Annotated in this window: 24 protein-coding genes, 1 tRNA gene and 1 pseudogene; 12 read left to right on the forward strand and 14 right to left on the reverse strand. The window is 38.2% G+C overall.

The window, feature by feature from the left end; genetic code table 11:
- The 3 genes from M0Q17_RS06150 to M0Q17_RS06160 all read left to right on the forward strand — a co-directional run.
- Positions 1–1,392 (forward strand): flagellar hook-basal body complex protein (locus tag M0Q17_RS06150; RefSeq protein WP_295084623.1); only part of this gene is annotated, 1,392 nt, incomplete at its 5' end.
- A gap of 52 nt (positions 1,393–1,444) precedes the next feature.
- Complete coding sequence (purT, locus tag M0Q17_RS06155) at positions 1,445–2,605, forward strand: formate-dependent phosphoribosylglycinamide formyltransferase (protein ID WP_295084626.1); 1,161 nt, start codon at positions 1,445–1,447, stop codon at positions 2,603–2,605.
- Between the two features lie 3 nt (positions 2,606–2,608).
- On the forward strand, positions 2,609–3,538 hold the full coding sequence (locus tag M0Q17_RS06160; protein WP_295084629.1) for a D-2-hydroxyacid dehydrogenase: 930 nt from the start codon (positions 2,609–2,611) through the stop codon (positions 3,536–3,538).
- Here the strand turns inward: M0Q17_RS06160 and M0Q17_RS06165 are convergent.
- Positions 3,521–3,691 (reverse strand): hypothetical protein, encoded by a 171-nt coding sequence (locus M0Q17_RS06165; protein WP_295084632.1) that lies wholly within the window; start codon positions 3,689–3,691, stop codon positions 3,521–3,523. The genes M0Q17_RS06160 and M0Q17_RS06165 overlap by 18 nt on opposite strands.
- A gap of 1 nt (position 3,692) precedes the next feature.
- Between M0Q17_RS06165 and M0Q17_RS06170 the strand changes: the two genes are divergently transcribed.
- From M0Q17_RS06170 to M0Q17_RS06200, 7 genes are all read left to right on the forward strand, one after another.
- Complete coding sequence (locus tag M0Q17_RS06170; protein ID WP_295084635.1) at positions 3,693–3,944, forward strand: DedA family protein; 252 nt, start codon at positions 3,693–3,695, stop codon at positions 3,942–3,944.
- Between the two features lie 35 nt (positions 3,945–3,979).
- Entirely contained in the window at positions 3,980–5,587 is a 1,608-nt protein-coding gene (locus M0Q17_RS06175; protein WP_295084637.1) for an FAD-dependent oxidoreductase, read from the forward strand.
- A complete protein-coding gene (locus M0Q17_RS06180; protein WP_295084640.1) occupies positions 5,577–6,272 on the forward strand; it encodes a 2Fe-2S iron-sulfur cluster-binding protein in 696 nt (231 codons plus the stop codon). The genes M0Q17_RS06175 and M0Q17_RS06180 overlap by 11 nt, the downstream gene beginning before the upstream one ends.
- A gap of 63 nt (positions 6,273–6,335) precedes the next feature.
- Positions 6,336–6,833, forward strand: a complete 498-nt coding sequence (locus M0Q17_RS06185; protein ID WP_295084643.1) for a YajQ family cyclic di-GMP-binding protein — start codon at positions 6,336–6,338, stop codon at positions 6,831–6,833.
- Positions 6,834–6,842: 9 nt separating this feature from the next.
- Positions 6,843–7,481, forward strand: coding sequence for a DNA-binding protein (locus M0Q17_RS06190; protein WP_295084646.1), 639 nt, complete (start codon positions 6,843–6,845; stop codon positions 7,479–7,481).
- A 60-nt stretch (positions 7,482–7,541) separates the two neighbouring features.
- Positions 7,542–7,629: transfer RNA gene (locus M0Q17_RS06195), tRNA-Ser, on the forward strand.
- Positions 7,630–7,724: 95 nt separating this feature from the next.
- The gene (locus tag M0Q17_RS06200) at positions 7,725–8,204 is read left to right on the forward strand and encodes a hypothetical protein (protein WP_295084649.1); all 480 of its coding nucleotides are present in this window, start codon (positions 7,725–7,727) and stop codon (positions 8,202–8,204) included.
- 66 nt (positions 8,205–8,270) lie between these two features.
- Here the strand turns inward: M0Q17_RS06200 and M0Q17_RS06205 are convergent, their stop codons facing one another.
- From M0Q17_RS06205 to M0Q17_RS06220, 4 genes and pseudogenes are all read right to left on the reverse strand, one after another.
- Positions 8,271–9,770: a B12-binding domain-containing radical SAM protein gene (locus M0Q17_RS06205; protein ID WP_295084652.1), complete on the reverse strand. Its 1,500-nt coding sequence runs from the start codon at positions 9,768–9,770 to the stop codon at positions 8,271–8,273.
- 162 nt (positions 9,771–9,932) lie between these two features.
- Complete coding sequence (locus M0Q17_RS06210; RefSeq protein ID WP_366835084.1) at positions 9,933–10,280, reverse strand: CZB domain-containing protein; 348 nt, start codon at positions 10,278–10,280, stop codon at positions 9,933–9,935.
- A gap of 21 nt (positions 10,281–10,301) precedes the next feature.
- A pseudogene (locus tag M0Q17_RS11245) lies at positions 10,302–11,360 on the reverse strand (methyl-accepting chemotaxis protein); the annotation flags it as partial.
- The gene (locus tag M0Q17_RS06220; RefSeq protein WP_295084655.1) at positions 11,329–11,814 is read right to left on the reverse strand and encodes a PAS domain-containing protein; all 486 of its coding nucleotides are present in this window, start codon (positions 11,812–11,814) and stop codon (positions 11,329–11,331) included. The gene M0Q17_RS06220 and the pseudogene M0Q17_RS11245, both read right to left, overlap by 32 nt.
- 232 nt (positions 11,815–12,046) lie before the next feature.
- Between M0Q17_RS06220 and M0Q17_RS06225 the strand changes: the two genes are divergently transcribed.
- Positions 12,047–13,156: an MFS transporter gene (locus tag M0Q17_RS06225; protein WP_295084658.1), complete on the forward strand. Its 1,110-nt coding sequence runs from the start codon at positions 12,047–12,049 to the stop codon at positions 13,154–13,156.
- A gap of 4 nt (positions 13,157–13,160) precedes the next feature.
- On the opposite strand, the gene M0Q17_RS06230 is transcribed toward M0Q17_RS06225, so the two are convergent.
- From M0Q17_RS06230 to M0Q17_RS06265, 8 genes are all read right to left on the reverse strand, one after another.
- The gene (locus tag M0Q17_RS06230; RefSeq protein WP_295084661.1) at positions 13,161–13,982 is read right to left on the reverse strand and encodes a mechanosensitive ion channel domain-containing protein; all 822 of its coding nucleotides are present in this window, start codon (positions 13,980–13,982) and stop codon (positions 13,161–13,163) included.
- A 40-nt stretch (positions 13,983–14,022) separates the two neighbouring features.
- Complete coding sequence (locus M0Q17_RS06235; RefSeq protein WP_295084664.1) at positions 14,023–14,775, reverse strand: DUF481 domain-containing protein; 753 nt, start codon at positions 14,773–14,775, stop codon at positions 14,023–14,025.
- Between the two features lie 17 nt (positions 14,776–14,792).
- Entirely contained in the window at positions 14,793–15,116 is a 324-nt protein-coding gene (locus M0Q17_RS06240) for a DUF309 domain-containing protein (RefSeq protein WP_295084667.1), read from the reverse strand.
- On the reverse strand, positions 15,109–15,420 hold the full coding sequence (locus M0Q17_RS06245) for a hypothetical protein (RefSeq protein WP_295084670.1): 312 nt from the start codon (positions 15,418–15,420) through the stop codon (positions 15,109–15,111). Before M0Q17_RS06245 ends, M0Q17_RS06240 begins: the two co-directional genes overlap by 8 nt.
- A gap of 1 nt (position 15,421) precedes the next feature.
- Positions 15,422–16,171 carry a metal ABC transporter permease gene (locus M0Q17_RS06250; RefSeq protein ID WP_295084674.1) on the reverse strand — a complete coding sequence of 250 codons (750 nt, stop codon included), beginning with the start codon at positions 16,169–16,171 and terminating at the stop codon, positions 15,422–15,424.
- Positions 16,168–17,046 carry a metal ABC transporter substrate-binding protein gene (locus M0Q17_RS06255; protein ID WP_295084677.1) on the reverse strand — a complete coding sequence of 293 codons (879 nt, stop codon included), beginning with the start codon at positions 17,044–17,046 and terminating at the stop codon, positions 16,168–16,170. The genes M0Q17_RS06250 and M0Q17_RS06255 overlap by 4 nt, the downstream gene beginning before the upstream one ends.
- Positions 17,047–17,131: 85 nt before the next feature.
- A complete protein-coding gene (locus tag M0Q17_RS06260) occupies positions 17,132–18,400 on the reverse strand; it encodes a hypothetical protein (RefSeq protein ID WP_295084680.1) in 1,269 nt (422 codons plus the stop codon).
- A 58-nt stretch (positions 18,401–18,458) separates the two neighbouring features.
- Complete coding sequence (locus M0Q17_RS06265) at positions 18,459–18,725, reverse strand: hypothetical protein (protein WP_295084683.1); 267 nt, start codon at positions 18,723–18,725, stop codon at positions 18,459–18,461.
- Positions 18,726–18,832: 107 nt separating this feature from the next.
- On the opposite strand from M0Q17_RS06265, the gene M0Q17_RS06270 reads away from it, so the two are divergent.
- Positions 18,833–18,979: a hypothetical protein gene (locus M0Q17_RS06270; protein WP_295084686.1), complete on the forward strand. Its 147-nt coding sequence runs from the start codon at positions 18,833–18,835 to the stop codon at positions 18,977–18,979.
- 20 nt (positions 18,980–18,999) lie between these two features.
- Here M0Q17_RS06270 and ppsA read toward each other — a convergent pair.
- Positions 19,000–20,194, reverse strand: a 1,195-nt coding sequence (gene ppsA, locus M0Q17_RS06275; protein ID WP_295084688.1) for a phosphoenolpyruvate synthase, incomplete at its 5' end; no start/stop codon positions are given.

Consider the following 20,194-nt stretch of genomic DNA (forward strand, 5'->3'; position numbering starts at 1 on the left):
GGCGGATTGGTTTCTGCCGGTGTGGCTGAGTTGGATATTACATTTGAACTAGATGATGGTACGACAAAGCAGATTACGACGAGTGGTGGTGTGATAGGAAATTCGGCAGACCAAAATGGTGCAAGATATGTCTCAGCTATCAATGCAGAGAGTTCGACAACGGGCATAAGTGCTACATACGACACTATAACTGATACGATAACACTTACAAACAGCAACTCAGACTCTAACTCTTCACATAATATTAGGATAAATGCGGTCGGCGGCGCTGATGATAGTGGTTTTTTAGTTGGAGATTCAGTTACTACAGCTTATAGATATCAGTATGACCCGACGGTAGCTACAACGGTAGCCGGAGGTGATAAAAAATTTACTACTATTGCAGATCTCCGCTATGCTCTTGAGACTCAAGCAAATGCCGACGGTGGCGGTGCTACAAGTAATGTTGAAGTAAAAGTAAATGAGCAGGGTAAGTTTGAGTTATCAAATCCGGGCGGAAGTGCAAATGATTATAATATCAATCTCTCGATTACAGGAATGGATGCAGGCAGTATTGTTGGTGGTGGTATAACTGAAAATACAAAGTTTACAAGAAACATGGAAGCACTAAATTCAACTCTTCCTGCTGGAAGTACGGCAATGGCATTTTCTCAAGGCTTCAATGCAGCAACACACTCGGCAAGTATAGATATCTTTGACTCGCTAGGCTCTAAACATACACTTAGAACGGAGTTTAGAAAAGTTTCCGTAGATGCTTCAACAGGAAGCACATGGGATATGAAAATCAGTGTTCCCGAACCGGCAACCATTGATTCGATATTGCCGTACAATGAAAAAAAAGGTTTTGTTAGATTTAACAGTGACGGTTCACTATCTACATATAACCCGCCAAACGTTTCCTTTACTGCAAATAACGGTTCAGCATCAAACCAGCAGGTTGCAATTAAGCTAGGTACGTCAAACAGTTTTGACGGGATGACAAGTTTTGATTCTGCTTCATCGACTTCAGGAATAAGCCAAGATGGTTTTACCGGTGGAGATTTAGTAGGCATCAGGATAGACCAAAGCGGTACGTTAGTTGGTTCATTTAGTAACGGGCGCTCTTTTGGTTTGGCGCAAATCGGTATGGCAAAGTTTACAAATAATGAAGGTCTCTCAACCGAGGGCGGGAATGTTTTTATACAAACTGCCAACTCTGGAGATCCGATTATAGGAACTGCCGCAACAGCAGGACGCGGATTTATGCAAGCTGCCGCACTCGAAGCTTCAAATGTTGACTTATCTCGTTCGTTAACACAGCTCATTATCATCCAAAGAGGTTATCAGGCAAACGGTAAAACCATTACCACTTCAGATACTCTTCTTGAGACGCTTATCGGGTTAAAACGATAAGTTTTAAATCTATTTTGTTATAATTCCTTCATAAACATTGAAGGAATTATAGATGCAATTCTCCGCTCCATTAAAATCAAACTCAAAAAAAATCATGCTTCTAGGTTCTGGTGAACTCGGTCGTGAAGTTGCTATTGAAGCCCAAAGGCTTGGTCTTGAAGTCATAGCAGTCGATAGATACCAAAATGCACCCGCACACCATGTAGCACATCGCACTTATGTTGTAAATATGCAAGATAAAGATGCAGTGCTAGAGATTATTTACCGTGAAAAGCCAGACTATATTCTCCCCGAAATAGAGGCTATAAGCATTGATGCTCTTTTTGAAGCCGAAGATAAAGGGTATAACGTTATTCCAAACGCAAGTGCTGTTAGTAAAACTATGAACAGAAAAAATATTCGCACATTTGCAGCTGAAGTCTTAAAACTTAAAACTGGTGCTTACGAATTTGTTACTACCAAAGAGGGGCTAAAAGCAGCGGCGCTAAAGATGGGTTTTCCGTGTGTTATAAAACCTGTTATGAGCAGTTCGGGTCATGGGCAAAGCGTAGCTAAGAGCATAGAAGATATAGATGCTTCATGGGAGACAGCAAAAGAGGCACGCGGTGATGCTAGTGAGCTTATAGTTGAAGCTTTTGTAGATTTTGATTATGAGATAACAATGGTAACTGCTAGAAACGGACAAGAGACTATTTTTTGTGAACCAATCGGTCATGAGCAAAGAGACGGGGATTATGTTTTTTCATGGCAGCCGATGCAGATGAGTCCACTTGCAAAGGAGCGCTCACAAGAGATAGCTAAAAAAATCACAGACGGTCTTGGCGGTCGTGGTCTTTTTGGAGTTGAGCTGTTTGTAAAAGGGGACGAGGTCTATTTTTCTGAAGTCTCTCCTCGCCCGCATGATACAGGAATGGTAACACTTATTACGCAGTCACAAAGCGAGTTTGCACTTCATTTACGTGCTGTTTTAGGGCTTCCACTTGGGTTTACATTTTACGGTGAGGGTGCGAGTGCTGCATTTAAATCCCAAACACACAGCTATGCTCCTGTCGTAGATGTGGATGAGAGCCTCTTTAGTGAGAATAGTTTTGTCAGAATTTTCTCCAAACCCGAAGCTCACAAAGGCAGAAGATTGGCGGTAGCACTTGTTTTTGATAAAGCAGACAAGGCACTAAAAAAAGCAAGAGAGTTGATTAAAAATATCAAGGGGTAATAAATGAAGATTGTTATTCTTGATGCTCTTACATTTGGCGAGACATCTCTTAGCGAATTTTTTAAACTCGGGGATGTTGATATTTTTCAAACAACTTCGCCGCAACAGACGCAAGAACGTATAACAGATGCAAACGTTATCGTTACTAACAAGGTTGTGATAAGTGAGGCTCACATCTCAAATGCACCTGCTCTTAAGCTTATCTGTGTAGCTGCTACGGGTATGAATAATGTAGATTTACAAGCCGCAAAAAAAAGAGATGTGTTAGTGAAAAATGTCTCTGGATACTCAACCGACTCAGTAATCCAGCACACATTTTCCATGCTCTTTTATCTGCTGGCGCACTCTAAATATTATGATAACTATGTCAAAGAGGGCTACTATGCAAAAAGCCCTATTTTTACAGATGTGTCACATCCATTTTTTGAGGTAAAGGGCAAAAAATGGGGCATTATAGGCTTGGGCGAAATTGGTCTGGGTGTGGCAAAAGTAGCAAAAACATTCGGCGCAGAGATCTGCTACTTCTCAACAAGTGGTAAAAATCACAATCAAGATTATAAGCAAGTAGAGCTAGACGAGTTACTTAAGACATCTCATATAGTTACCATACATGCACCACTAAATGAGAAAACTCTTAATCTATTAGATTATGAACAATTGTTAATATGTAGGGACGGAGCCGTTGTTTTAAACCTTGGGCGCGGCGGTATAATCAACGAAGAGGCAGTTGCAAAAGTGGTTGATGAGAAAAATATCTACTTTGGTTTGGATGTGCTAAAAAGTGAGCCAATGGAGAAAAATCACCCTCTCTTACATGTAAAAAACATAGACAATTTATATATAACTCCGCATATCGCATGGGCTAGCATTGAAGCCAGAGAGAAGCTTATAGCAGGCGTGATAGAAAATATTAAACTATTTACAAGTAGATAACATAGCAGAAATAACACTTTTTTTATCAGCCTTTCTAGCAGCAACAATTCTTCCCTTTAGTTCAGAGGTTGCATTTGTTGCAGCTCTCTCAAGCGGCATGTCTGAGCCAAAAGCACTTCTTTTTGCCTCCTGCGGAAATATTCTTGCCATCATTTTGAATTATTTTTTAGGATATCTGCTTTATGAAAAAACAAAAACAAAACTCTTAGCATCTAAAGCAGGAGCTAAAGCGTACGGCTATGGACACACATACGGCTACTACGCACTTTTACTCTCCTGGTTGCCCATCATTGGCGACCCACTAACACTTGTTGCGGGTGTTGTTAGGCTTAGGTTTGTCTGGTTTGTTTTAATCGCGGGAAGTTTGAGGATTGCAAGATATGCACTTTTGGCTCTTGTGGTATAATTTACAATCAAAATAGCTCCAAGCGAGGAAGAGTGATGAAAAATAGAGTCATAGTCATAGGAGCTGGAGGGGCAGGTCTTGTTGCCGCGTTAAATGCTCATGAAAACGGTGCAGAAGTAACGGTTATAACAAAAGAGTATCCCACAAGGAGTCAAACATGTATGGCTCAAGGGGGAATAAATGCCGTTTTGTCGTGTGATGAGGGCGACAGCGTAGAGATGCATATCCAAAACACACTCAAATCCGCAAAAGGCTTAGCAGAGCAGAGCGCTGTAAGATATATGTGCGAGGAGGCGCCAAAAGCCGTAGCATGGCTAGATAGTATAGGTGTTACCTTTAGCAGAACACCCGAGTCTAAAATTGCCCAAAGAAAACTCGGCGGTGCATATGCCGCGCGCGCTTGTTATGCTCAGGATTATACTGGCTTGAAAATTCTTCATACGCTTTACGACAGAGTTCTTGCCGCACAAATCGAGATTTTAAATGAGAGATATTTGTTGGAGCTTTTAACCCAGCTCGAGGAGAGTGGTAAAAAATATATCTGCGGCGTAAGTTTGCTCAACAAAAGAAGCGGCGAGGTAGAGATATATGAAGCATCAAGCGTTATTATCGCGACAGGAGGCTACAGCAGACTCTATCACAACTTCTCTACAAATTCGGTATCTTCTACGGGTGACGGCATTGCTGCGGCACTACGAGCAGGGGCAAGAGTGAGTGATATGGAGTTTGTGCAGTTTCATCCTACTGCTTTGAAAAATTCCTCTATTCTTATCTCAGAGAGTGCCAGAGGTGCGGGCGGGCATCTTTTAAATTCAAAGCATAAGAGATTTGTGGATGAGCTTGCGCCTCGTGATAAGGTCTCAAAAGCTATCTATGACGAGATAGCAAAGGGGGAAGATATCTATCTGGATATTCGCCATTTGGGTGCAGAGTTTATAGAAAAAGAGCTACCTCAAGAGGTAAAACTCACAAAGCTTTATGAAGATATTAATCCAGTGCATGACCTTATCCCCATTAAGCCAGCAGCACACTATACTATGGGTGGCATAGAGGTGGATATGAACTCCTCGACATGCATCAATGGACTCTTTGCAGCGGGAGAGTGCGCGAACCATAAAGTTCATGGAGCAAACAGACTTGGAGGAAACTCTCTTTTAGAGCTTGTAGTTTTTGGCAGGCAAGCGGGAGAGAGTGCTGTTAAATATGCTAAAAGTTTCAGCAAGAGAGTAGATATATCGGGGCAAAAAGAGTTTTTTGAAAAAGAGATTGTAGAGATAAAAAAGCAGATAAACGAGAGTAACTTTTATGAAAATCATGCGTATTTGGGCGAGCTCTTCTACAAACATGTCGGGATAAAAAGAGATAAGGATGCACTAGAAGAGACTTTAAAAGTGCTTCAAGAGATGAGAAAAGCTCTGCCAAAAATGGGTGTGAGTGATAAAACAAAAGAGTACAACACAAACCTTATAGAGTTTTTAGAGTTTAAAAATATGCTCCTACTAGGGGAGGCGGTTTTGCTAAGTGCCATAAGCAGAGATGAGAGCAGAGGCGCGCACTTTAGAGTTGATGCCCCGATAAGCAATGAAAAATATAGAGCCCATACTGTTATAGATATAGATGGAGAAATCAGTTATGAAAATTAATATCAAAAGAGAGAGTGTTGTAGAGTATGAGGTAGACATAGCAGGTGGAACTCTTTTAGAGGCGTTAAATAAAATAAAAAGCACTCAAGACCCATCTCTTTCATATAGCAGTGGATGCAGAAGCAGTGTTTGTGGAAGTTGTGCCATGAGAGTAAACAAACGGGAGGTTTTGGCATGTTCATACCATGTAAAAGAGGGCGATTTGATAGAGCCGCTTCGCAACACTCTTGTACTTCGTGATTTGGTTGTAGATATGGATAAAGCTTATGCTTTTAATGAAAAAGCAAAAGCATGGCAAAGCTTGCTTTCAGAGGATATTTCGCTTTCGATAGAAAATCAACATATAAATGAACTTCAAAGTGACTGCATACTATGCGGCTCATGCTATAGTGCATGTCCTGTTTATGCAGTAAATAGCGAATTTCTAGGACCATTTTCACTAACAAGAGTTTGGCGTTATGTTAGCGATAAAAGAGAGTCAAATCCAAAAGAGAAAATAGAGACTATTCAGACAAACGGCGTCTGGGATTGTACGCTATGCAACGAATGCACTCTTGTGTGTCCGCAGAGAATCTCAAGTAAAGCAGATATAGAAAAATTAAGGGCAAAAAGTTCCATGTTTGGCTATATGGATCCAAGTTTTGGCAATTTTGGCGGATTTAATGATGGAAGTCCTGTTTTTTAAAACTACTAACACACTTTAAAAAAATATGTTATAATCTACATTATGTTATAAAAGGTTTTGAAAATGGCAAAAGAATACTCATTTGATATAAGCGCAAAGATTGATATGCAGAGCTTTAAAAATGCTATCAATCTTGTAGATAAAGAGGTTGCAAATCGTTATGATTTTAAGGGAACACCGTATGAAATCAACTATAAAGAGAAAGATAAGCTTTTAGTGCTTATTGCTTCAAGTGATAACAAGCTTGAAGCACTTAAAGATATTGTTATAGCAAAGCTTTTAAAACAGAATCTCTCCTCAAAAGTGCTTGAAGAGTTAAAAACAGAAGACTCAAGCGGCAACAATCGCAAAGTAACTTTTAAAATAGTTGACTACATTGAATCAAAAGAGGCTAAGAAAATCACAGCTGAGATAAAAAATCTCAAACTCAAAGTTACCGCTCAGATAGAGGGTGATTCCATCAGAGTCAAGGGGGCTAAATTAGATGATTTGCAAAAAGTTATTGCAACTATTCGTTCCATGGAGTGGGAAGCGCCGCTTGTATTTGAAAATATGAGATAGGACGCCGACATGACAAAACTTACCATCCCGGATGCCGCCGATAAGCTTGGCGTCTCAAAAGAGGCAATCCATAACCGCATAAGAAGAGGCTCCCTGCAGAGCGTTATAGAAGATGGTGTAAAGCTTGTTATACTAAGCGAGCACAAGAGTGCACAGGCAAAAACAGCAAACACGAACGGCAAAAAAACAGCCTCCTTTGCAGATGAGAGATACTATAAACTCTTAGAGGAACAAAATGCAAAACTACAGCAAAAAGTAGAGACGCTTGAGAGTGAAACAAGAAGCCTAAGAGATCAAAAAGAGCAGATGCTTTTACAAGAGAGAGAAAAAATTGAGCAGATTTATAAAGAAAAAGATGAGCAGTTAAAAAACATCATAAACGCAATCTCTTCAAAATTTATTTTAAATGCTCCAGACGAGTCATTTGAAGCAGAGATAGAACATATTCAAAAAGAGGATTTGGCAGAGGAAAAAAGATTAGTCTCTCTTAGCAAATACCTCAAAAGCAAAGATTTTTCCAAAAAAAAGAGATTAAAGATAAAAGAGAAGTTTAAAGCAAGAGAAAAAGAGGACCCTAGGGTTATAGAGATAGATAAAAAATACTACATAGATTTGCAAAAATATGACTATAGTGATTTTTCACTCTAAAGCGCTGTTGTTTTAGAGCTATTCTTAAGGCTTTTGAGGGTAAAATTGCACTTCTTTTACGGACAGCTGGCCGAGTGGTCGAAGGCGCTCGCCTGGAACGCGGGTATAGAGCAATCTATCTAGGGTTCAAATCCCTAGCTGTCCACCAATAATCAATCTAGTTTAATATGACATTTATAAATTTATATAGAAATATCAGTTTCTTTACCCTTGGTAAGATACAATATAAAAAAAGCAGAAAAAATGGACGCAGAGTTAATAGTAAAAAGCATTATGGGGCTGATTGCAATTTTGGCAATTTTAATTTTTTTACTCTTTTTAGAACCTAACAAAGATATAAAAATTAAAAAAAAATCATCTCCGGCTCCCAAAAAAGAGATGCCTCATAAAGAGGAGCCAAAAAAAGAGACTGATCCTTCCGTAAATACGGATTTGTTTTATCTAGTAAGTGTTATAAAAAATAAAAGATCAAATGCAGATGCTCTCTCAAATGCTTTAACACTTATTATAGAATATCATGGCAAAGTTCATAAAAAACTCGGATTTAGACCCCACCCCGATTTTGATACATATATAGATATTCTTTTTACAATATGCAGACATCCAAATGCAAACAAAGATATGATTATAGCTTTTGACAGTGAGCTTGCAAGATTGAATCCTGAATACAAAAAGGAGATAAACGAAGCTATAGCCAGAGGGCTGAACTCCAGAGGATTATAGTTTGGACTCATTGACTTCGTAATTTTTTCTCACACGACATATGTAATTTGTCTTTTAACACCCTTTTTATTGCTGTCTTTTGTTAAAACCTGACGTCCCTTTCTTGTTATTTATATTTAGATTATCGGCGTATTTTTTGAGGTAATGTGCAACTGCTCTACCTTTGAGTTTCATCATATCTTCAAGCATAGTTTTTGCAACAAATTCGGTATTTACTCCTTTTATTTCACAAAGGTATGTAAAAAGCAGCTCGCCTAATCTTTGCAGAGAAATTTTCCAAGTAGAATCAGTTTGAGAGTAAATCCAAGCGCTAAAATCGTAAAAACGCTCAAATACACTTTGCTCTTGCCAAATAAGTTTGACACTCTGTTTAAAGTTGCCGCTATTATATGTTAAATCCCAAAACCTAGAGAATCTTTTCATTATCTGTATATCTTCAAATGAGAGTGTAGAGGTTTGTAGCACGTCATATGGCGGAATATCGCTATATATCATTTTACACTCTATATCATGGCGGTTTATGTAAGTTCCAGAGAGTTTTTTAAGGATGCCTATCTGTATCTCGCTATTGCTTAAACGCACAAGTTCATCAAGGTTGGCTCCAAAACTCTCAAGTGTCTCTCCCGGAAGTCCTACTATTAAATCAAGATGCATGTGAGCATTTGTTTCATCTTGCAAAAATTTTATATTCTCTTTGATTTTCTCAAGTTTTAGAGGTCTTGAGATATTAGCAGCAATCTCTGAGTTTAGTGTTTGTATGCCGATTTCAAGCTGTAAAGCACCCTCTGGAAATAGAGAGATTTTGGCTTTTAGTGAATCTGGAAAGTGGTCGGGAACAACTTCAAAATGCGCAAAATAGGGCGGTTTTTTCTCTAAAAAAAAGTCTAAGAGTCTATTGGCAGTTTTTATATTTAGATTGAATGTTCTATCTATAAACTTAAAATTTCTTGCTCCTCTTTGCCAAAGAAGTTCAAACTCCTCTAAAAGCACATTAAGATCAAACGCTCTTACTTTTTCATCCATGGAGGAGAGACAAAATTCACACTCAAAAGGGCAACCGCGTGAAGCTTCAACATATATATATCTATTTTTAATGTCATCATCGGTGTAAAATCTATAAGGAAGCGCTATGTTTTTAAGTGAAGGCAAACTCATTTTTATAACTCTTTGAGTGGCAGAGTTATTTAAAATAGCAACGCAGAGTTCATAAAAAGCAATATCTCCCTCCCCTTGAATGATAAAATCAGCACTATCAAGGTTAACTCGAAAAGGCTCATGTGAAACTTCCGGACCGCCTAAGATAATTTTTGTATTTGGGGAGACTTTTTTGAGGAGATGGATAAGTTCGCTCACATATGAAACATTCCAAATGTAAACGCCAATGCCTATAATCTCAGGCTTATGCGCAAGAAGCTTTTCTGCGATATTTTGCACGGCATCATTGATGCTAAACTCCAGTATCATCGCATCATCTTGGAGCTCTTTTAAGTTTGCATAGAGATATCTAAGCGCAATTGATGTGTGTGTAAATCTTGAATTTAGCGTTGTTAGGAGAATTTTTTTCATGTTAGAAGTTTAGCATAATTATCCATCCCGAAAAAAAAGGGGAGGAGAAAGGAATGGATAATAAAATAATTTATAGGTTGTATCTGTCTCAAAAATGAAAGGGGTTGAACATAATTGAGATGAATAATTATATTAATTATAAGTTAATCATAGGTAAATAATTTAAAATTCTTTCACAATATTGTCAAGTTGTTTAAACATATTATCTGCCGCATCTTCCATCTCTTTAAAATTTTGAACTATGCTATCTATGTTTTCACTTTTGAAAGCCAAGTCGTTTTTAATAAAATATAGATTGCCAGTAATGGAGCTATGAATTTTTTTGTGAATCTCCCCAATATTTTTATAAGCGTTTGTATGCCCGAAATACTCTGCTCCTTCGCTTATGTACCATTTACCAATATTACAGCTTGTATGGTCATTGTATACATAAGACTCTTTTAACTCAAATATTGATGAATAAGCATCTGTTTTAAATAGAGCAAGTTCAACTTTCATTGATGTTGCCATTAGTCTGCTTTGTATTTTTTTAGATGTATCAGCCGATTGCTCTGCAAATACGTTTAGTTGAGAGAATGTCTGTTCAAACTCGTTTACGACATAATTTGATTTTTGTGCAATTTCTGAAATGTTCTCAGAGTTTGCACTTATATCATTAGAGTCTTGTTTGAGGGTAGATATTGTTGTTTCAATTTCGTTTGTAGCCTTTTGAGTTCTTTCTGCAAGTTTTCTTACCTCATCGGCAACAACTGCAAATCCGCGTCCATGCTCACCTGCACGAGCTGCTTCTATAGCAGCGTTGAGTGCGAGCAGATTTGTCTGGTCTGCTATATCTTTGATTAGCCCAACTATAACCGAAATCTCGTTTGATCTATGTTCAAGATTTACAATAGCGTTATGAGAAGAGGATATATGACTCACAAGTGCATTGAAACTTTCACTTATATTTTTAACGCCTTGTAAGCTTTTTGAAGAGAGGGCCGCTGTTGTTTTTGATACATCAGCAATCGCTGTGGAATCTTGCTGTGCAAGAGTGATGTCGCTAAGGATTGTTTCAAATGCGTTGCTTGCTCCGCCGCTTAGAGCATTTAGCTTTTGCGAGAGTTCGCCTTTTGCTTTTAAAGTGAACCCTTGTGCTATATAACCCATAATACCGTTTAGTTCATTTGAAGTAGTGTAGAAACTTCCGTGAAGCCCTGAGGTATATGTAAGTCTATAGTTTTTACCGCGCGAAGCGTTTTCGATAGATGCGTGCACATCTCTTATAAATGCTTCGAGTTGATCAAGAGCATTGTTTAGGCTCCATGCAAACTGTGATTCGATAGAGTCATTGTCGGGTATGTGAGTGACGCGCCCCTCAAGTTCGCCATTAGAAACCTCTTTTAAAACCTTAATCATTGATTGGTATGTTGGAGATTTTGATTCGTAGTCGTTATCTGCTCTTATAAAAGCAGAAGCGATTAAAACCAGAAGCATCAAGCCAAAGAAGATAAAATTTTGAATAATTAGTGCATATATTCCAATAGATAGAACTGTTATAAAGAGCAGGGTGCTTTGTCTATTTTTGAAGAGAGATGATAAGTTCGTCATAACCTACTCCTTTTTCTTGTAATATGTCTGTTAAAACTTTAAATGAGGCTTCTATTCCTTGGCTTTTTTCAACCCTTAACATCTCTTTGTACAGAGGGATAATGACTTCCAGAGCTTCTGGATTTGGCTTTCTTCTTACAGAGAAGTAGCCTATAATTTTGCCATTTTTATCAACAGAGGCTGTCACATTGGTAAACACCCAGTAGTGATTATTATTTTTGGTTCTGTTTACAACAAAGGCAAAGACCTCTTGTTTGGTAACAATAGTGTCCCATAGATATTTAAAAACAGCTTTTGGCATATCGGGGTGTCTTATAATACTGTGCGGCTTTGCAAGCAGTTCTTCCTCCTTGTATTCCGCCATCTCCATAAATATTTTATTACAATAAGTTATTTTGCCTTTCAAATCTGTTTTAGATACTATAAAATCATTATCTGCCATCTCTTTTAGCATAAAGATACCTTTTAGTTAATTATTAAGATTTATTTTGTCTTTCAATTATCTTTGAAATATTGTCGGGATTGTAGCATATTTTTAAAATTTTTAAGACAATATTAATCCCTAATTACAGAATAAATGATAAATATATGACTCTTCAAAAAGAAGTTCTACCCAGTGAAATATTTTTATATATTTATGCTTTTTCTCCCGCATTATATTCTCATTCTTTAGGTTATAATCTCGAATGTCAATTTTATTAGCAATATTTTACTTTTTTTACTTCTCGATTATTGGTGTTTATATAATATTTCTACCTAAAGTCCTCTTTATGAGCGGATACGGTGCTAGTGAAATAGGCATCATATTCGCAGCAGCTCCGCTTGTGCGTTTTATAGTACCTTTTGCATTTATAAAAGGGTTGAAGATAAACATAACAAGCTTTAATATATCGCTTATTATTATGTGCTTAAGCGCCATATCTCTTTATTTTTCATTGGACAATTTTTATAAACTTCTTTTTTCAAACATCAGCCTTGGGGTAGGGCTTAGCATAGTGCTTCCTTATGTTGAGCTAATATCGCTTAAATATTTGGGAAAAGAGAAATATGGCAAGATTAGACTCTTTGGTTCGGTAGGTTTTATCTTAGTAGCGCTTGTTTTAGTCAGATTTTTGAGCTCTGCTGATGTGGCACTCATGTACTTGCTGGTTTTAGCATTTACTACATCGATGGTAGCTTACATAATCGCAAAAAAAGCTGATGCACTTTTGGATAAAAGTGAAGATACCATAAACGACATAAATATCTTAAAAGATTGGAGATTATGGGTGGGGCTAACACTTATGCAGGTAAGTTTTGGTTCATTTTACAACTTTTTTACCATCTATGTAACCGACCATAATGTTAGTCTAGATATTGCGGTTTATTTGTGGAGTTTTGGAGTTGTGGTTGAAATCTTTATGCTCTACTTTCAGGGGACTCTTCTTCGCAAAAATCTGCTTGTAATCCTTCAAGCCACAACTTTTATAACTGCTATAAGATGGCTAATGCTCTTTTTATTTCCGGAAAATATAACTATTTTATTTGCATCACAGGCTCTTCATGCACTTAGTTTTGCGCTCTTTCACTCGGCGGCAATAAGCTATCTTTTTTATCTCTATAAACACAAATCGCTTGCACAGCAGTTTTTCTCAGGAATAACTTACGGATTTGGAGCATTTCTAGGGGCGTTAATCGCAGGATATGTTTATGAGCTTTATCCAAGCTACCTATTTTTAAGTGCGACTTTTATTGCACTTATGGCGACTTACTCCTTGCATCTTTGGGGAATCACAAAGAAGGCTCAAGCAAAATAGATTACTATTCGCTCTTTTGCCCTTGTAGATGTACATTTATTTGTGGGAAAGGGATTGAGATGCCCTTTTCATCAAACGCCAATTTGACTTTTTCTAACATGTCAAAGTGAACATTCCAATACTGCTCTGTTTTTACCCAAACACGAAATACAAAGTTCACGCTATTTTCTGCCAATTCCCCGACTGCAACAAGAGGAGCAGGATCTAGTAGAACCCTCTCATCCTCTTTTATAATTTGCATAAGCGTCTCCTTCGCAAGTTTTAAGTCGTCGGTGTAATCAATCCCAAAAACAAGGTTTATCCTGCGTATCGGTTTGCTTGAGTAGTTTGTTATATTTGAGTTGATAATTGAAGAGTTTGGAATTATTATGGATTTATTATCAGGTGTAAGCATTATGCTTGAGAATAGATTTATCTCCTCCACCGTGCCTGAGGCTCCTGCTGCATCTATAAGGTCTCCTACTTTAAAAGGTCTAAAGATTATAATAAGAATGGCCGCGCCTATGTTTGAGAGAGAGTCTTTGAGTGCTAAACCCACAGCTAAGGATGCCGCACCAAATAGTGCTATAAAGGAGGTCGTATTTATATCAAGCGCATTTAAAGAGGCCAGAGTAATGACGACAAGAAGCGAAAAGTAGAGCACCTTTTCTAAAAATTTGATAAGTGTTAAATCCACCTGCGCTTTTAGCATCAGCTTTTTTATCAAGGCAGTGATTTTTCTCACTACCCATTTTCCTATAAAAAATATCGCTAAGGCAGCAACGATTTTCAAACTGTACTCTCCGGCGTACATTATTGCCAAATCACTATATTTTGAGAGATTCATCTTCTATCCTTTAAGGTATTTGATTATAACAAAAGCAGAATTAAAAGCTAAAGACAAAAGATGTATTTTGTGTAAGATCATACTTGCGAACGCCAACGGGAGGTTTGCTGTCTGTATCGTAAGAGAGAGCAAACTTTAAAAAAAGATTTTTGTAAATACCCAGCTTTAATTCTACCTCATGGGATTGAACATTGTCGCTAAAATCGTTGACTTTTGGTTGATAGTAAAGGGTATATGCGATGGATGCGCTTTTGTTAAAATTAATAGAGTAGGCAAAGTATGCATTTGCTCTTATGTTCTGCTCTGATGGATTTAAAAGCGGATTGTTATAAACAATATCCTCGTAAAAAGCGCCAAGACCAAGAAAGCCTCTTGAGTTTTGCCATATACCGTGCAGTTTAAATCTAGCACCGATACCGCCGAGTGCTCTGCTTTTAATCTCTTTAAACTCATCATTTTGTAGTTGTAAAAAGAGCTCGCCCCTGATGGTCTCTTTTGTTATAGCGCGAATGTATCTTGCATGCGAGAAGAGTTTATTTGTATTTTCCTCTTTGTTTGCTTTGCCGTATGCGCCGGATACTTCTACCCATGCAACGTAACTCTCGTTGCTGTCATACGTTGTTCTTGCAGAGGCTTTGTAGTCGTCTGTATCGCTGTTTCCTCTTTTTGTCTCTAAAGCTGCTTCGATAGTGCTTGAGAGACCGGGTTTATCACCAATCTCAACTGGAGCGATTGTGACTAGAGCAAAAACATATTGCGTTGTTATAAGAGTGATTAGTAGTAAAAATTTCATAACGCAAAGTTTACCGACTACTTTATAAAACTCTTCTTGATTATCTCAATTTCATCCCTAAGTAGGCGATATTTTTCTGCATGTGGGGAGTTTATGCACTCGGTTAAATCTTTATATTTTAGGTAGTTAATCCAAACTTTTTTCGACTGCTCTGTCTTGCCTTTTTTATAAAGTTCAAAACAGACGCAAGCATTTATAAACCCTTTTATGAGCTTAACTTCATCTGACTTTTCAAATCTTCTAGCAAACCAGAGAAGCTCTAAATCTTCATGCGCATCGTAAAAATTTCCGTTGCGGAGGTTTTGTATAGAGCACTCTAGCTGTTTTTCATGTTCACTCATCAGGAATCATCATATTTATCCGCCAATATCCTCTGCCGCCGCGAAGTGAGATACAGTGATATTTTGGAAACTTTTTTTTATACTCTTGAAGCCTGTTTAGTGTTGCTTTTCCGCTGTCGCAGTAAAATACAAAGACACTTCCCTCAGGCTCTTTATTTAACTCAAAAGGGTTATAAATTACCGTGTCTGCTTTTTCAATAGAAGCAAGAATGGTATCTATAAGCAGCACCTTTATGCCCTTTGCCTCAAGCTCTTTTTTGTTTTGTAAAAACTCTTTTTGCGTCCACTCGTTTGGAAATTTCATATCAGTTCCCATGTGCCTTTTTTGATGTTGCTAAAACAGCAGTTGCAGTTAAAAATGCGCCTAAAAAGACGATACTGTAGCCCGTTGGCAAGTCATAAAAGTATGATAGTATAATCGCACTTATACTAAAAAACCATCCAAAAAAGAAACTTCCAAGCAAAGGTTTTTTAAAGTTTAACGACAGAGCTACAAAAGGAGGTGCAATAAGTAGCACGAAAACTACAAAAACACCTGCAAGTGAAACGGATGAGGTAACGGTAATGGCAAGGAGCGAGAAGAAGAGAAGCTCCTTGATGAAACCGCTTAGTTTTGGGTAGACATAAAAGAGCGCAAGTGCTATAAAAGCGTAGATAACCCCGCTTTTTGCAACTTCAATCGGAGGCGTGAAGAGTATATCACTAGCAAGTAGTGACTTGAAGTGTTCCATCCCCTCAGCCGAGTGCGAAAGTACCATCATAATCCCGCTCGCACCTAAAACATATAAAATACCGATGAAGGCTTCTAGATGCAACTTTCTCGTTGATGCAAAGGCTATAAGAAATGCGCTAAATAAGGCAAAACTAAGAGTTAAAAGATAGAAATGCTCTTCATGAAAATAACCAAGGCTCATAGAGGATCCAAGAGCCGCAAACTGCGCAATTGCAAGGTCTGTAAAGATGATACCCCGCTTTAGTATCTCCATCCCAAAGTAGGAGTGCAACATCACAAGTATAATGACTAGAGCTATGGGAACAAGTAGAATATCTATCATTTTATAGCGCTTGTCAAGTAGTCAAATAGTGAAGCTAGGTTGTCAATATTTTCTAGAGATTCTATGTCATGAGGCATCAAAACTACCTTTATTCCTGTTTTTTGGCTTATAAAATCGGCTGTTTTTGTTGAGTGGTAAACATCATGGAGTATGCAGCAAGGCTGTTCTTTTTGTATAAGCTCAATTGTCTTAATTGTGTGTCTTGATGATGGAGGAATTCCGGGTAGAGGCTCGATTGTTCCTATGTTTGAGAGTCCATATGCCTTGTTAAAATAAGCTAGATTATCATGAAACTGAATAACCTTCAAACCCTTTTTGTCGCTCATTTTCTGGCTCCAAAGCACCATTTTTTCTTTCCATATTTTAGAAAAATCAGCGTAATTTTTCTCATAGATAGCTCTGTCTGGTGTATCTATAGAGATAAGAAACTCCTTTATAACATTAGCTAAAATAAGAATGTTCTCAGGATTAAGATGAAAGTGCGGATTTCCGTCTGGGTGGATGTCGCCGTCTTTTCTATCCACTTCGCTAGGCTTGTTTATAAGCTCTATATGGTGCGAAAGGTTTAAAAAAGTCGGAGTGTTTGGCGAAGTTTTTGGATTTCCTGCACGGTTTATAAGGGGAGGAAGCCAGCCTATCTCAAGTTGAGCTCCATTCATAATAAGCGCATCAGCATTTCTCACTTTTGCAATAAGTGAAGGGCGTGGGATAATAAAGTGCGGATCCCAGTTTCCTTTTGCCAAAACAGTTGTTGTTATGTGTTCGCCTCCTACTGTTTTTGTTAGCGCACCTATATAAGGGTAGCTTACCGCAATATTTAGATGAGCTAAGAGCGTTAAGGGTAAGAGAATCAACAGTGTTAATAATTTTTTCAAATCTACTCCAATCTGCCTCAAGAGAGGCAATATTTGGCATCTTGAAATATAAGATGCTTTGTAATTTTCAAATGGGTATCAAAAATCAAAATGAGTGTGCCGCATGTGCACCTATAGAGATATTTGCTTGGAAGATGATTGTATCAATCTTCTCTCTTTGTCCATTTTCGTTAAACATAGAGTTATCACGGCTGTACTGAACTCTAAATCTTGCAAACTCGCTTGTATGATACTCTATCATCGCTGTGTATTTATCAAGATTGCTAGGCTGTTCTACCGTTGCACCGTTTGTCTTTATGTCATTTCGTAAGATAGTATCGTATCTCACGCCCATTCTCCAGTTTTTATCGTGTGTGTAAATTAGTTGAGAATAGAGACCGTCTTGTTTTTTGAGTATCGCAGGGGAACCTATTACGTTTGCATCACTATCTAGGGCGTACTGTGTGCCATCAAGTTCTCTGGCTAAGTATTCTGTTTGGAGTTTGAGGGATTTGTAAGAATCAAGCGCATGTAAAACAACAAAATCGGCACCGTAGAGCTTTGCATCTCCGCTAAAAGCGTGCGGATTTTCTTCATCAGCGCTGTGGTTTATTCTTGATTCGCCCTGAGCATAAGAGAGCCCGCCTAAAAGAGTCGTATTGCCTATGTCATAAGATGCTTTTACATATCCTACATAAAGAGTCGGACCATCTTTGCCCTCTGCTATAGGGTTTTCTACATCGCCGATAGTTTCGTTGCCGAACATCTGTTCATTTTCGCCTTGAAGCACTTCAAATCCTGCCATTAAATAAAACGGAGTCGGAGCAGTCCACTGTATCTGTGCACCATTTTCATTGATGCCGTGCATCCCTAAAAACGCTTCATATACCAAAGGCATATCTGCAAAATCCCAAGTATGGTGATGCTGTTCATTTAAGTATCCGAAGTTTGAGTTAAATTTTCCGCCTTTTATTCTTGTGCCGTATCCAAGAGCATTTGAGGTAAAGAAAAGTTCCTCTATCTCAACTCCGTTTTCTGAAAAGTGAAAGACACCGTCCATCGTAAAAAATGGATCTACTGAGCTAGAGAGTACCAACTCTGCATAGTTAAGGTTAAAACCGTTGTTTGCATTGTAGGTCGCATGATTGCTGTCTCCATGTGAATGTGAACCTAGTAAACCGTGGGCTACACCCGGAAGTTCCAGATGCCCCGCCTCATCGTCTTTTACGCTTCTGTCCACATAAGAAGCATCTAAAATCAAAGAGATATCGGGAATAAATTTCGACTGATCAAAAGTTCTTTTTTCAACAGGAAGCACCTCTGCACCATAAACTAAAGCCGCACACAGCGTGCTTGATAATAATATTTTTTTCATAATTTTTTATCCTAATAAATAATATATTTTTTGTTTTTGTAATAATTGTTTTTTGAGTTTAGGATAGTGCAGGCGGAGCGCGGTTTTGGTTTGAGCTTGTTTGTATGTGAAGATATGAAACAGGAGCGTTGTGAACAATTACTTCAAAATGAAAAAGCTCAACATCAGCAGTAAAATTGACTGCATCACCAGATACTAAGTTGCTGTTAATGGTACATATTAGACATGAAGAGCTGTCGTTGTGCTCAATATGCTCCACTTCATGTATAGCAGCAAAACTTGTAACAATAGCAAAGAGTATTGAGAGCAGTACATTAAATTTCATAGGCGCAATTTTATCATATTTTTAGAGCTACATGTAAAATAGATGATTATAGGGTATCTTAAGCTCATAGCGACTATGATATAACATATAAAATTAAAGGATTTAAGATGATTGATAAGAGAAAAGTTCAAAAAATCGTAAAAAAAGAGTTAAAAGCGATGTTAAAAAAAGAGTTGAAGCAAGAAGTCAAAAAGAACATCAAAGACTTCACAAAGAAAGAAAAAGCACAAAAAAGCGCTAAGAAGAAAAAGTAGCGCTTAGTTGGGCGTATTTTTTATAAACGACTCTCCATATCACTAATAACTTGACGCATTTTAAGGAGTGAGTCTGGGTTAAGAGAGATGGAATCAATGCCATTTTGCACCAAAAACTCAGTAATTTCTGGATAATCAGAAGGTGCTTGCCCGCAGATGCCTATATATTTTCCTCTTGTTTTGCAAGCCTCTATTGCCATCTGTAGCATTCGCATAACTGCTTCGTCTCTCTCATCAAAGATGTGAGCGATTTTTTCACTCTCCCTGTCAACTCCAAGAGTAAGTTGTGTGAGGTCGTTTGAGCCGATGGAGTAGCCATCAAAGAGCTCTAAAAATTTGTCTGCCAAAATGACATTTGTAGGAATCTCACACATGGCATAAATCTCAAGTCCATTTTTGCCCTGCGTTAACCCTTTTTTGCTCATAATCTCTATGACTTTTTTCCCCTCTTGCGGCGTACGGACAAACGGAAGCATTATTTTAATGTTATCCAAACCCATATCGTCTCTTGCTCTCTTTAGTGCCGCACACTCCCACTCGAACGCTTCGCGGTAACTCTCGTCATAGTAGCGGCTAGCACCCCGAAAGCCTATCATAGGATTTTCTTCAACCGCTTCATAAATAAAGCCGCCAAGCATATTGCGATATTCGTTGCTTTTAAAATCACTAGTTCTGATGATGACGGGTTTTGGATAAAAGGCTGCCGCAATCATTCCAATCCCTTCGCTTAATTTTTGTAAAAAGAACTCTTTTGTGTCACTGTAAGGAGCTATAAAGGAGCGGATTTTATCCTCATCTTTTACGCTTTTTCCTTTATGCATATCAACAAGCGCCATGGGGTGTGCTTTTATGGAGTTGTTCATGATAAATTCCATTCTAGCAAGCCCCACGCCGTCATTTGGCATCTTTGCAAAGTTAAAAGCCTCTGCCGGGTTGCCGATGTTGAGGAAGAGTTTGGTTTTAGTTGGTTTTAACTCTTTCATATTTATGGTTTCAACATTAAAGGGAAGCTCTCCCTCATAAACATATCCCTCATCGCCCTGCGCACAGCTTACTGTAACTGCTTGTCCATCATGAAGCACCTTTGTGGCATCTGTGCATCCGACAATAGCAGGAACTCCTATCTCTCTAGCGACAATCGCTGCATGGCAGGTACGGCTTCCGCGGTTTGTTATAACGGCAGAAGCCTTTTTCATAATTGGTTCCCAGTCTGGA

Origin of the sequence: Sulfurimonas sp. (assembly GCF_023229105.1) — a bacterium.
Taxonomy (GTDB): domain Bacteria; phylum Campylobacterota; class Campylobacteria; order Campylobacterales; family Sulfurimonadaceae; genus Sulfurimonas.